This is a genomic window from Ruminiclostridium cellobioparum subsp. termitidis CT1112 (assembly GCF_000350485.1).
GTDB lineage: Bacteria > Bacillota > Clostridia > Acetivibrionales > DSM-1351 > Ruminiclostridium > Ruminiclostridium termitidis.
Genome location: NZ_AORV01000047.1, coordinates 1 through 13,337, shown reverse-complemented (window position 1 = coordinate 13,337; position 13,337 = coordinate 1). Strand labels below are relative to the sequence as shown.

General features: G+C 43.2%; 10 protein-coding genes. 7 read left to right on the top strand and 3 right to left on the bottom strand.

All coding sequences use genetic code 11. From position 1 onward, the window contains the following. The 3 genes from CTER_RS17765 to CTER_RS17755 all read left to right on the top strand — a co-directional run. Window positions 1–1,899, top strand: a 1,899-nt coding sequence (locus tag CTER_RS17765; RefSeq protein WP_004627811.1) for an S-layer homology domain-containing protein, incomplete at its 5' end; no start/stop codon positions are given. A 146-nt stretch (window positions 1,900–2,045) separates the two neighbouring features. Further along, window positions 2,046–3,212, top strand: a complete 1,167-nt coding sequence (locus tag CTER_RS17760; protein ID WP_004627820.1) for a Gfo/Idh/MocA family protein — start codon at window positions 2,046–2,048, stop codon at window positions 3,210–3,212. A 39-nt stretch (window positions 3,213–3,251) separates the two neighbouring features. Further along, window positions 3,252–4,094, top strand: coding sequence for a sugar phosphate isomerase/epimerase family protein (locus CTER_RS17755; RefSeq protein WP_004627823.1), 843 nt, complete (start codon window positions 3,252–3,254; stop codon window positions 4,092–4,094). A gap of 145 nt (window positions 4,095–4,239) precedes the next feature. Here the strand turns inward: CTER_RS17755 and CTER_RS17750 are convergent, their stop codons facing one another. Then, entirely contained in the window at window positions 4,240–4,878 is a 639-nt protein-coding gene (locus tag CTER_RS17750) for a type 1 glutamine amidotransferase family protein (RefSeq protein WP_004627817.1), read from the bottom strand. A 128-nt stretch (window positions 4,879–5,006) separates the two neighbouring features. On the opposite strand from CTER_RS17750, the gene CTER_RS17745 reads away from it, so the two are divergent. From CTER_RS17745 to CTER_RS17730, 4 genes are all read left to right on the top strand, one after another. Next, window positions 5,007–5,939, top strand: a complete 933-nt coding sequence (locus CTER_RS17745) for a helix-turn-helix transcriptional regulator (protein WP_004627826.1) — start codon at window positions 5,007–5,009, stop codon at window positions 5,937–5,939. Window positions 5,940–6,317: 378 nt separating this feature from the next. Next, complete coding sequence (locus CTER_RS17740; protein ID WP_004627813.1) at window positions 6,318–7,271, top strand: ABC transporter permease; 954 nt, start codon at window positions 6,318–6,320, stop codon at window positions 7,269–7,271. Window positions 7,272–7,392: 121 nt separating this feature from the next. Next, window positions 7,393–8,313, top strand: coding sequence for a carbohydrate ABC transporter permease (locus tag CTER_RS17735; protein WP_004627809.1), 921 nt, complete (start codon window positions 7,393–7,395; stop codon window positions 8,311–8,313). A 76-nt stretch (window positions 8,314–8,389) separates the two neighbouring features. Beyond that, window positions 8,390–10,183, top strand: a complete 1,794-nt coding sequence (locus CTER_RS17730; RefSeq protein ID WP_004627815.1) for a type 2 periplasmic-binding domain-containing protein — start codon at window positions 8,390–8,392, stop codon at window positions 10,181–10,183. Between the two features lie 92 nt (window positions 10,184–10,275). Here the strand turns inward: CTER_RS17730 and CTER_RS17725 are convergent, their stop codons facing one another. Further along, on the bottom strand, window positions 10,276–11,823 hold the full coding sequence (locus CTER_RS17725) for a response regulator transcription factor (protein WP_004627822.1): 1,548 nt from the start codon (window positions 11,821–11,823) through the stop codon (window positions 10,276–10,278). Window positions 11,824–11,826: 3 nt separating this feature from the next. Continuing rightward, on the bottom strand, window positions 11,827–13,337 hold a 1,511-nt coding region (locus CTER_RS17720; protein WP_004627819.1), incomplete at its 5' end, for a sensor histidine kinase.

Here is a 13,337-nt window from a genome sequence, read left to right as displayed (position 1 = left end):
GATGGTACAACCGGCACATATGTCATAAGTGTTACAAGAGAAGCCGAAGTGAGCGGCGACGCCACATTAAGCAATCTGGAAATAAGCTCGGGAACCCTGTCGCCGGCATTCGCACCGACAATAAGAACTATACGGCAAGTGTGGAAAACGGCGTATCAAGCATACAGGTTATTCCAACAGCTGCATTTTTCGGGATATTCGGGCCTAACTGTAAATGATGCGCCCACAGTGTCGGGAGAAGGCAGAAGTGTGGCCCTTGCAGTGGGAGTCAACAACATTACCATAGTAGTTACGGCGGAAAACGGAACCAGTGAGACCTATGTTATAAGTGTTACAAGACTGGCAGCCCAGAGCGGCATTGACATGCTGAGCAATCTGGAAATAAACCCCGGAACCCTGTCACCGGCATTTACACCGGACAATAAGAACTATGAAGCATATGTTGCACACGATATATCAAGTATAGAAATTACTCCTACGGTGGGAATTCCGGATTACAGCAGTCTGACTGTAAACGGAGTGTCTACAGTGTCGGGAGCGGCAATAACTGTGGAACTTGATACAGGAGTTAACAACATTCCCGTAGTGGTTACGGCACAGGACGGAACCGACGACATGTATGTTATAAGTGTTACAAGAGAGGCGGCTCAAAGCGGCGATGCTGCATTAAGCAACCTTATAATAAGCCGGGGAACCCTGTCACCGGCATTTACACCGGATAACAGAAACTATACGGCAAGTGTGGAAAACAGCGTATCCAGTATAAGTATTACCCCCATAGTGAGGTCATCGGGATACGGCAGTCTGACTGTCAACGGTGTGCCTGCGGTATCGGGAGCGGTAATAAATGTAGAGCTTGAGGTGGGAGTTAACGACATCCCTGTAGTAGTTACGGCACAGGACGGTACGGTTGCCGAATACTGTATAAGTATTACCAGGGAAGCAGCAGTTGTTCCGGTCACCGGAATCATTGTCACTCCATCGGTTATAAGCAGTATTAGAGTTGGAGCGGTTCAACAGCTGACTGCAGCAGTGGTTCCTGAAAATGCTTCCAATACAAATGTATTATGGAGCTCCGGAAATCCAGCCGTTGCAGTGGTATCGGCAAGCGGTGTGATAACTGCGGTTGGGCCGGGTACAACCACAATAAGAGCAACAAGCGTATCGGATAGTAATATCTTTGGACAATGTACGGTTACTGTATTACCGGCAGATGTACCTTCGGGTGGAAACAATGGCGGAGGAAGCGGCAGTGGCAGCGGAAGCGGAAACAGTGGTGGAAGCAGCGGAACTGAGACACCAAAGACACCTGAAACACCAAAGACGCCTGAAACTCCTGAAACACCGGATACAACACACGAACCTGAAACGGCAGTCAACCTGACGGATACCAGTGGACACTGGGCAGAAGCCAACATAAACAAACTGGTTGCTCTGGGAGCAATAAAAGGTTATCCTGACGGAAGCTTCAAGCCTGACAAAAAAATTACAAGAGCGGAATTCATCACAATCCTCATTAATGCATTAAAACTTTCCGCAAAGACAGGAAAAGCCTTTACAGATACTTCGGAACACTGGGCAAAGGATTACATATCCACGGCAAGTGCTTATGGAATAATTGCAGGCTATAGCGATGACACTTTCCGGCCAAACGAAATTATAACCCGGGAGCAGATGATGGTTATGGTGGTAAATGCAGCGAAACTCACAAAGGTAAGTGATGAGGCGGTGTTTACTGACAAGTCGGACATATCACCGTGGGCCTCCAGTGCAATAAACACAGCTAAAGAGAACGGAATCATAGGAGGATATCCCGACAACAGCTTCAGGCCTTTAGACAATGCAACAAGGGCAGAGGCGGTAACTGTAATCGTAAAAACACTTGAGCTTGTAAAATAAATACAATGCAGACAGGGTGTAAAGGCTTGCCGGATTACAGGCTATACAGCTAAAAGTCAAGAGGCTATGCTTTTCCAAAATAAAAGCATAGCCTCTTCCATTTATTATATAATACAATTAATTCTTCATAATGTAAGGAGAAATTTATGAACAAAGTAAAAATCGGAATTATCGGAGTTGGCAACATGGGCAGCAATCACTGTATGAACATCCTGGAGGGCAAGGCGCCCGAGGTGGAACTGCGTGCTGCCGCCGACATAAGGGAAACAAGGAGAACCTGGGCAAAAGAGAATCTGCCCGATACCGTGACAATATTTCAGGATGGGGATGAGCTGATTAAATCCGGCTTATGCGATGCCGTGTTTATTGTAACACCTCACTACGACCATCCGGGACTGGTGATCAAGGCTCTGGAGCATGGGCTGCACGCTCTATGCGAGAAACCTGCGGGAGTGTATACAAAACAGGTTCGTGAAATGAACCGGGCTGCTGCAAAATCTGACCGTATATTTGCAATAATGTTCAACCAGAGAACCAATCATTTATACCGCAAGATGCATGAGCTGGTCCAGGGAGGCACACTGGGAGCAATTAAGCGTGTAAACTGGATAATAACCGATTGGTACCGTACACAGGCGTACTACAATTCCGGGGATTGGAGAGCAACCTGGTTGAGAGAAGGCGGGGGAGTATTGCTGAATCAATGTCCCCATAACCTGGATTTGCTGCAGTGGATATGCGGGATGCCGTCAACGGTGATGGCGAAATGCCATAACGGCAAATGGCATGATATTGAAGTTGAGGATGATGTGACAGCCTACCTGGAATATCCCAATGGAGCCACCGGAGTATTTGTTACAAGTACGGCAGATGCGCCGGGGACAAACCGGTTTGAGATTACTATGGAAAAAGGAAAGCTGGTTTGTGAGGATGACGGGTTAACATTATATATGCTGGATACAAATGAAAGAGAACACTGCTATACGGCAGCCGAAGGTTTCAAAAAGCCTGAGGGGCGTTATGTGAAGCTTGAAACCGACGGAGCAAATCCGCAGCATATGGGAGTTCTTAACGCATTTGCGGCAAGGATACTCCATGGCACACCTCTGGTAGCCGAAGGAGCGGAAGGCATAAACGGGCTTACTCTTTCAAATGCCATGCATTTATCCAGCTGGCTGGGTAAAGCGGTTCAGATACCCTTTGATGAAGAGCTGTTCCTCGAGGAGCTGGATAAGCGCCGTAAAGCCTCCGGATTGAAAAAAGAGGTAAAGGAAGTTACCTTTAATACCGAAGGTAGTTATGGGTCAAAATAAGCTGTTAATTTTACAGAATATTGAAACGGAGGGCAAAAGATGTTAAAAAATTCAAAAATCAGCGGCTTTGCCGATGAAATCAATGAAGATATAACAGTACAGGTAAAGCTGCTAAAGAAATTGGGAATTTCCCATATAGAACTGCGCAGTGCCAATGGGAAAAATATTTCAGATTTTACCCCAGAGGAGGCAAAGGAATTAAAGGATTATCTTTCAGATAATCAAATTCAGGTATCGGCCATAGGCTCTCCGGTTGGAAAGATCCAAATCACCGATGATTTCGAACCTCATTTTAAGACTTATCAAAGAGTGGTTGAAATTGCAAAGATCATGGAAACCCCCTATATCAGAATGTTTAGTTTTTTCATACCGGAAGGTGAGGAACCGGAAATATACCGGGGAGAGGTTTTCGAAAGATTGCAGCGCCTGATTGCTTATGCAGGGGAGCAGGGTGTGGTATTGCTTCATGAAAATGAAAAGGATATTTATGGAGATAATGCAGTGCGCTGCCTGCAATTGTTTGAAAAATTCTACGGCGACCACTTTAAATGTACCTTTGATTTCGCAAATTTTGTACAGTGCCGGCAGGATACCATTAAGGCCTATGAAATGTTAGAGCCTTATATCGAATATGTGCATATCAAGGATGCACTCTTCGAAAATGGAGAGGTCACTCCGGCAGGTCAAGGGGACGGCAAGGTCAAAGAAATTCTTGTAAAGCTTGAGGCTAAGGGATATTCGGGCTTTTTGAGCCTGGAGCCCCATCTGGCAGAGTTTGCCGCACTCAAAAGCCTGGAGAAAAATGCCGACAAGCGGGCAATGACCGATGGGGAATTGGCGTTTACAATTGCGTATGAGGCTCTGAGAAAAATTCTGGATTAATCCGGATTAAGCAGTAAGGTAAAACAAGACACTGCTCTTGGGCGGTGTTTTTGTTTTTCCGCTTTGCGCGGCGGGTAAATTTCAAGATTGTTTGTTAGGCATCCCATGTGGTCTATGTCCCCGTTCTGTTTATGATAAAAGTGGATCAGTTTTCATTGCTAGACGGCAAAGTTTGCATGAGGGCAAAGAAATGTTTAGGCTCACCGGTACTAAAATATTCATACCAAGATTCCAGTGTGTTTGATTGAAAAACACCTAAATGCTCAATAATTTGTTTCGCCCACAACAAAGCTCCGGTGGAACTTGCAGTAATAAGGTTGTTATCCGCTATAGATGGCTTGTCTATATAAAAACTTTGCCCTTTATAACCAGGGGAAACCATTTCAAGAAATCCCGGTCCATTACTGGTATGCGGACGTTTATCCAATAGCCCAAAGTTGGCAAGCGCAGCAGTAGCCCCACATATTGCACACACCGTAGCGCCTAAAGAGAGAAATTCGCTTGCTTTTTCGATGATAGCGCCATGCTTTGGGTCGTTCCATGTATCTGCGCCCGGTAATAGCAACATACTTGTTTCACTCACAATAATATCATCAATTAAGCAATTCGGTACTATTGTCATCCCGCCCATTGTATTGATTGGCTCTTTAGAATAACTAACCGTTTTGAGCGATACACGTTGCTCGCCCTTTTTGAAAAATCGCCCAGAATTCAACTCCGAAATAACATATCCCAGTTCCCAGTCGGCTAAAGTATCAAGAGCGTAAACATAGATTGTAAACATAAATTTTCTCCATTTTCATTGTGATAGGTAGATTAATCAGTTTATTTTTTATTATATCTTGCAATTGTTGACAGCAGTATGGCAACAATCTATAATGAAAAAAAGAAATTTTGGAAGGCGGCTATCAGATGAAAGTTGACAGGCTTGTTAGCATTATTATGATACTCCTTGATAAAGAGCGTATAGGCGCACAGGAGTTAGCAGATATGTTTGAAGTTTCACCTCGCACAATCTACCGTGACATAGACACTATCAACATGGCGGGCATTCCTGTTCGCTCAACATCAGGAGTGGGCGGCGGCTTTGAAATTATGCAGAACTACAAGATTGATAGAAAGTTTTTTTCGACTGCCGACCTTTCCGCTATCCTGATGGGGCTTTCCAATCTTTCTACTATGATACGAGGTGATGAACTGGTAAACGCCCTGGCAAAAGTTAAGAGCTTTATCCCCGCCGACAGAGCAAAAGACATTGAGTTAAAAGCAAATCAGATTTACATAGATTTAAGTCCGTGGATGGGCAACAGGAACATACAACCATATTTAGAAATTATCAAAACAGCTTTACAGGAAAGTAAGCTACTTTCGTTTGAATATGCAGACCGCTACGGAAATAAAACCGCACGAACAGCCGAGCCGTATCAGCTTGTATTGAAAAGTAGCCATTGGTATTGGCAAGGGTATTGCCATAAAAGAAATGATTTTCGCTTATTCAGACTATCCCGCACATCAAACCTACAAATACAAGAGGAATTTTTTACGCCACGAGATTATCAAAAACCGCAGTTAGATTTTACTGATATTTTGGCAACTATGCAAACAAAAATTAAAATTCGTATTCATAAATCTGTCATGGACAGGGTACTTGATTATTGCACTTATGAACACTTTTCGCCAGACGGTGATGAGCATTACATTGTTAGTTTTCCTTTCATAGAGAACGAATACTACTACAATATTCTTTTCAGTTTTGGGGATAAATGCGAGTGTTTAGAGCCGTTACATATCCGCACAGAAATGAAGTGTAGAATACATGATATAGCTACCTTATACGAAAACTAGAACAAGGAGCCTATTCTCATATTCACAATACTTTATGGCCGCTATGCGGATAAAGGCACTCTGATTTTGACTGCTCACTTCTGCCATGCGATCCCGTATGGTGACTAATTCCTCATGCGTTACCATGATATGAAGCTGAAAATTCCGTTCTCTTTTAGACATTTTACTTGGCAGTGCCCATAAACAGTTTAAGTTTTCTTATACTGTTTTATGACGGACTGCTCTTGGGCGGTATTTTTGTTTTACGGCGGTTAAAATGCAATTTGTACTATAAAATATATGGAATATTTATGGTATAAATCCTGCTGAAAAAATGGTAACATTCACTCAGTGACCTGGTACGCACAAACAATGGCATAACTGATAGCGGAGGTAAAGATGCAGCAATCAGTGGCGTTACAGACAAAGAATGTTCAGAAAGTAAAGAGGGTGAAAAATGCACAGGGGAAAAAAATGTTTCTTTACATACTACCGTTTTTGCTCTTGTCCTTTGCATTTTCTTATTTTCCTTTACACGGTTGGATATATGCATTTTTCGACTACAAGCCTCCGCTTAAATTATCACAATGTAAATTTGTGGGACTTGATTGGTTTAAATTACTGTTTACCAATCCAACACAGATAAAGCAGCTTTTAAAGGTCATGTCAAATACCTTTGCCATAAGTGGCCTGACTTTGGCCACTTCTTTCTTTCCAGTATTGTTTGCTGTTTTCTTGAATGAGATAAAAAGTAAATGGTTTAAAAACATAGTTCAGACATTAACCACACTTCCAAACTTTATAAGCTGGGTAATGGTATACTCTGTGGCCTTCAGTCTGTTTTCGGCCACAGGGATGGTCAATACCTTTTTAATAAACACGGGTTTGTTAACCAGGCCCATTAAATTTTTAGACGGGGATTCACATACATGGCTTGCCATGCTGCTCTGGTATACCTGGAAAGGCCTGGGCTGGGGAGCTATTATGTACCTTGCGGCAATTGCAGGCATCGACCAGGATTTATATGAGGCGGCCAGGGTCGACGGTGCGGGCCGGTTCAGACTGATGTGGCATGTTACATTGCCGGCGCTGCTGCCTACCTTCTTTGTATTAATTCTGCTCTCGCTGGCCAATTTCCTCAACAACGGCTTGGACCAATACTATGTATTCCAGAACTCCTTTAATAAGGAGCACATACAGGTTCTCGACCTGTATGTTTACAATATCGGCATGACGGGCAGGAGCCCGTCAATGGCAACGGCAATAGGCATGTTAAAGAGTCTGGTCAGTGTTACTCTGCTGGCAGTATGCAATATGGTCTCCAAAAAGGTGCGGGGGGAATCCATTATATAGTAGTCTGTAACATCTAAATTCATACATTGCCGACTGTTAAATTTCTCCGGAACTGCTTTTGCGTTTTAGATGTTACAGACTACCGGCTTAATAAACTCAATTGCGGCTGAAAGGATATGTGATGAAAAATATAGGTGATAAAACGGGAAAAAGATCAAAACCGGATATTGTGTTTATCGTTGAAAATTACGCATTGTTTGCAGTATATACGCTGATTTGCCTGTATCCGTTTTATTATTTGGTGATCAATTCAATCAGTGCAAATGATCTGAGTGCCAATGGAATAATAAATTTTCTGCCAAGGCAGATACATCTTAGAAACTACATAGAGGTATTTAAAATAAAAGGGTTGATGACCGCAGCGGGTGTTTCCCTTGCAAGGACGGTGGTGGGGACGGTTTTTACCGTATTGGCGTCGGCATTTCTGGGGTTTATGTTTACCCAGCAGAAGCTGTGGGGAAGAAAGTTCTGGTACCGTTTTATCGTTATAACAATGTACTTTAATGCAGGTTTGATTCCAATGTTTATTACCATGAAAAATTTACAGCTTACCAACAATTTTTTGGTTTATGTTATTCCGGCTATTGTGCAGCCCTTTAATATCATACTCTCCAAAACCTATGTGGAATCAATACCGGCTTCCCTGCAGGAGGCGGCGGAAATCGACGGCGCCGGGATTATTACAATATTTACCAGAATAATCCTGCCCACCTGCAAGCCGATTTTAGCAACTATCGCTATCTTTTCGGCGGTTGCACAGTGGAACTCCTTCCAGGATACCTTGATTTATGTGACAGATCAAAAATTATATTCCCTGCAATACTTGTTGTATTGCTATATCAATCAGGCAAATTCTTTAAAAGCCTTGATAATGAACAGTGTGGGAACTTACAGCAATGTGATGACCCTGGCAACGCAGCAGACACCTACTTCAGTGCGAATGACAGTCACAGTTATTGTGGCGCTGCCCATCCTGTTTGTTTATCCCATCTTCCAGAGGTACTTTATCAAAGGAATCATGATTGGATCGGTCAAGGGCTGAACATGGGCAGAACAAGATAAATGAATTCATTTTTTATTTATTTTGCCAATTATATGTATTTAAGGGAGGCTATGAAATGAAAAAGAAGCTGGTAAGTGTGTTGCTATGTGTGATATTAGTAACATCCATGCTTTATGGCTGCGGCAATAAAGGGGATAATGCCGCAAAAGACGGCACGGCGGCAGGCAGCACTGCCAGGACCGCAGCAGACGGTTCGGCAGCAGGGACAGCCAAATATCACGAATTTATAACCGTTGATGTATTTGACAATCTGGCTAATTATCAGGGGATAATGTCAGGCTGGTATGCAAAAATAGTAAAAGAAAACTTCAACATGGAACTTAATATAATTGCACCGAATGTGGCCGGCGGCGGGGACACCTTGTTTCAAACCCGTTCGGCTGCCGGGGAATTGGGAGATTTAATAATTATCGGTGCGGAGAACGGCAGAATGCAGGACGTTGTCACCGCGGGGCTGCTGTATGATGCTACAAAATTATTTGCAGAGAGAAAAAATATCACAAAATATCAGGCGGCTATAGATTCATTGAATAAAATGGTGGAAGGTGATGCAATTTACGGAGTTCCCTCGTTGGTATCGGAACAGCCGGCCACCAACCCGTCCGAAGGACTTGATCTGACATTTGGCCCGTACCTCCGCTGGGATGCGTACAAATCCATCGGATATCCGCAAATCAAGACTCTGGAGGATTTGATCCAGGTATTCAAGGATATGCAGAAGGCGGTGCCGGCAAGCAAAACCGGAAAGAAAACCTATGCAGTCTCCTTATTCAAGGATTGGGACGGAAACATGATGTGTATGGCAAAACAGCCCACATGTTTTTACGGGTATGATGAACTGGGCTTCGTGTTGGCCAAGGCTGACGGGTCGGATTATCAGAGTATAATCGATCAGGATTCCATGTACAACAGGGTTTTAAAATTCTATTTTGATGCAAACCAGGCAGGACTTGTTGATCCCGAATCAACTACGCAAAACTACGATACCATGTACACCAAGTATCAGGATGGGCAGATTTTATATGCACCCTGGCCGTGGCTGGGTCAATCGGCCTTTAATACGCCTGACAACAAGGCTGCCGGCATAGGTTTTATGATTGCACCCATCGACGATATGAAGGTTTTCTCCTACGGCTGCAACCCGGTGGGAAATAAAACATTTATAGCTATCGGAAGCAAGGCCGAAGACCCTGAAAGATTGGCAGATTTTATCGATTGGCTGTATTCTCCCGAAGGAGTTCAGATGTCGGCTGCACAGACTTCCAAGTCAAGCGGGCCTAAAGGCCTGACCTGGGACATGGTCGACGGTAAACCTGCCCTGACTGAGTTCGGCTGGAAGGCATTCTTTGAAGGCGGCAATACACCTGTGCCGACCGAATGGGGCGGCGGCATCTGGAAGGACGGAGTGTCGGCATTGAATTATGATACGGTTTTGCCAAGTGATATAAATCCATTGACAAACTATCCGTATAACTATACATTGTGGGATTCGGTACTGGAGAAAAATAAAACACCTCTGGACATGGATTGGCAGACAAAGATGGGGGCTTCCACCACACTTGAATATCTCCAGAAGAAAAACCAGATAATGGTTGCTCCCGGAAGCTCATACATAGCTCCTGCCGAAGACTCGGAAATCACAGCATTAAGAGGGCAGTGCAAAGCCATTATCATCGAGAACTCCTGGAAGATGGTATTTGCAGCAAATGAGTCGGAATTCAATAGCTTGCAGAAAGAAATGCAGGATACTGTAAAAGGTCTTGGCTATGACAAGGTATTGGCCGTAGACATGAAGAATGCAAAGGATCAGAACACGGCAAGAGAGGCCTCAGCGGCTGCATCCAAATAAGAAATGATACATGCCAGCCTAATAAAATTGGAATAAAACTTCCCAGCCTGATGGTTTATATTCTCCATTCCATTGGGCCGGGAAGTTTTGTGCTATGGAGCGTTATTCCTTTTGCGGAATTCGGCCGGGCTTTCGCCCAGGTATTTCTTAAATTTTTTATGGAAATAGTCAACATTCTTGTAGCCCACAAGCTCTGAAATCTCATAGACTTTCAGGTTCTTTTGCAGCAAAAGCTCCTTTGAGTGGTTGATTCTCACGTGATCGATATAGGAGTTGAAGCTTTCCCCTACTTTTTTATTGAATATCTTTCCAAGGTAGGAGCTGTTATATCCGAACAGGGGTGCTATGGTTTCCAGCTTGATATTATCCCTGTAGTTGTGATTGATATAGTAAACGATATCATCAAGTACACTTTCACGGGAAAAATTTCCGATTGCATTTATTATCATTTCAAATTGCACTGAGAAGAAAAATATTATTTCATATAGATAATATTTGCCGTCGATAAGGTTAATTACCCATGAGTTGGTGGGGAAAGGAATATCCACCGTGCTGTATATGTGATTTATGTTTTCCTTGATCTGAAGATAGATATCGGTCAGAAATAGTTTTATATTGGATATATCCGTTTTTGCATAATATAGGTTTTTTTCAAGGGCAAACAGGGTATCGGCTATCTTCCTGCGGTTGTAGCTCTGTATATAGCTGCACAGCAATTTACAGTATTCATTGGTTTCCCTTGCATTTATTTCATAAACCCTGTCATCAAAGCCCGGAAGCTGCTCGTAGCCTATTGCATGCTGGTTCTGCTCACAGAAAAAACGGCGGTTCATAAGGCAAAGGGCATCCTCATAGGAACGGTGGATATCCTCCACCCTGCCGACCTCGCGTCCGTAAGCTATAAATAGTGAATCCAGAGGAGAACTTTTCTGGGGGCTTTTATCATAATGTCTTAGAAAGTCACGGAAATGGCTCAGGGAAAATGCTCCTTTCAGGAGGATAATATCCTTTTCATGAATCTTTATGTGTTCAAAGGAGTTGTTTCCCTGATTGGTTACCTTTAAGAGGTCTGCAAAATCGTAAATCAGATTGAAGGTATCCTGATTATAATTCTCATATATTACCACCTGGTATACCGCAGCCGAAAGGTTGATCTCACCCAGATTAATATTTGATACATCGCCGGTATTAAGCAGAACATCACGCAAAATGGTGTATTTTGCTTTTTCCCGGAATTGATTCATTGTATCTGCATGCATATGCTCTTTAAGTATGTTTTCTTTTACGGTATTTACAGCACGGTACAACTCTTCGTCATCAATGGGCTTTGTAAGATAAAACTCAACTCCGTAACGGATCGCAGTTTGAGCATATTTAAAGTCGGAAAAACCGCTCAATATGACGAAATGCCCTTTAAAACCGTGTTCTCTGGCGAGCTGCACAATCTCGGTGCCCTGTAGTTTGGGCATGCGTATATCCAGCAGAACCAGGTCGGGATTCAACTCCAGTATATTATTCAGCGCATCTTCACCGTTGTTCGCTTCTCCGCAAATTGAAAAACCCAGTTCCGGCCAGTCAATAATATGCTTTAATCCTTCAAGGATGATTGATTCGTCGTCTGCAATAAAAACTTTCATCATAAGCTATTCCTCCATCAAATTGTGCAAGGGAAGTGTAAGAGACACAAGGGTACCTTCCAGCGGGTTACTTTTAATTTCCATTCCATAGGCCTCACCATAAAATAATTTGATCCTCTGATTAATATTATAAAGTCCGATACCGCTTGCGGATTTTTTATTACGCACCCGGATACTGCTTGTCAAATTGTCCAATTCTTCCCGGGTCATGCCAAGCCCGTTGTCAGAGATATCAATTAACAAGAGTTCATCCCCCTTTGTTTTCACTTCAATAACGATCTGTCCACGGGCTTCAGTGCCTTCCAGACCGTGCAGGATGGCGTTTTCCACTATGGGCTGCAGCAGGAGGGGGAGGATTTGGTAGTCTTCCGGATCGATGTTCTCCTCCACCTTTAAGGTATAGTTGACGCGGTCATTAAATCTCAGCTTTTGTATGGTCAGATAAATTGATATGTAATCCAGTTCCTTTTTTAATGTGGTGGAGGAGGTGCCGGTATTCTCCAGCACATAATGCATGGATTTGCCCAATAATTTGATGACATTGGCCACTTCCGGATTTCCCTCTGTGAGTGCCTTCATACGTATGGTCTCCAGAGTATTATACAGGAAATGCGGATTTATCTGACTTGCCAGCATTTTAAACTCCATCTTCTGCTGCTGGTTTTTTAATATCTCTTCCTGTATCTTTGCCTCATACATCCTGGCATCCATCTGCTGTATGCTCTGTATCATCACTTTCAGATCGGAGTAAACTTCGGATATTTCATCCTCCCCTTTAAAATCGTCGATAATATGATAATTGCCGCTGCATACCTTGTGCATCTCTCCGCGCAGGGTGATAATACGTGAACTGAACTTGTTGGTAAAGTAGATAATCAGCAAAACAGGCAATGCCGAGGCAAAAAGCAGGGTGGAGGTACATATTAAAATTATATTATTAATGTCGGGCAAAGCATCAAAATCCAGAGTGGTTATATAAATCCGGTCTTTAGACGAATAGGGCAGGAGAGTGGAAATATTTGCAATACTCTTTTTGTTTTCATAGGTCAGCTGACCTGAGTACAGATATTGTGTTTTGCCGTAGTCAATGGGTATTGTCAGATTTTGTCCCGACAAATTGCGCTGAGTGCTGTAGAAAACAGGATCCTGGTTTACCGATACAGTGTTGGACAGAGCGTTGTTCTGAATCCGGTTTTTCAAATAATTATTGCTGATCCTGATTATCAGGACGGCATATTCTTTTGACGATATGACCGGTATCCTCCGGATCAGGCATAATTCCTGGGAGACATGGTTCCAGGTGTCAATTGAGTACAAGCTCTTCCAGGAAATATCGGCATGCTGGAGGGCCTGTTGGTACCAGTCATTTTTTGCCGTATCTTCAGTTGCGGGTATTATGGAGGCGTATTTGTGTATGGTAGGGTTTGTCGTGTACAGCTCTATGGAGGATATAAATGTATTCTTATTTATATAATTCTTCACCCTGGTGTAATTGATACAGCTTCTATCAGCCTCTT

What these genes read in the sequence shown, in the direction of transcription:
- CTER_RS17760 (WP_004627820.1), top strand. Translation starts at nt 2,046, where the DNA reads ATGAACAAAGTAAAAATCGGAATTATCGGAGTTGGCAACATGGGCAGC.
- CTER_RS17755 (WP_004627823.1), top strand. Translation starts at nt 3,252, where the DNA reads ATGTTAAAAAATTCAAAAATCAGCGGCTTTGCCGATGAAATCAATGAA.
- CTER_RS17750 (WP_004627817.1), bottom strand. Translation starts at nt 4,878, where the DNA reads ATGTTTACAATCTATGTTTACGCTCTTGATACTTTAGCCGACTGGGAA.
- CTER_RS17745 (WP_004627826.1), top strand. Translation starts at nt 5,007, where the DNA reads ATGAAAGTTGACAGGCTTGTTAGCATTATTATGATACTCCTTGATAAA.
- CTER_RS17740 (WP_004627813.1), top strand. Translation starts at nt 6,318, where the DNA reads ATGCAGCAATCAGTGGCGTTACAGACAAAGAATGTTCAGAAAGTAAAG.
- CTER_RS17735 (WP_004627809.1), top strand. Translation starts at nt 7,393, where the DNA reads ATGAAAAATATAGGTGATAAAACGGGAAAAAGATCAAAACCGGATATT.
- CTER_RS17730 (WP_004627815.1), top strand. Translation starts at nt 8,390, where the DNA reads ATGAAAAAGAAGCTGGTAAGTGTGTTGCTATGTGTGATATTAGTAACA.
- CTER_RS17725 (WP_004627822.1), bottom strand. Translation starts at nt 11,823, where the DNA reads ATGATGAAAGTTTTTATTGCAGACGACGAATCAATCATCCTTGAAGGA.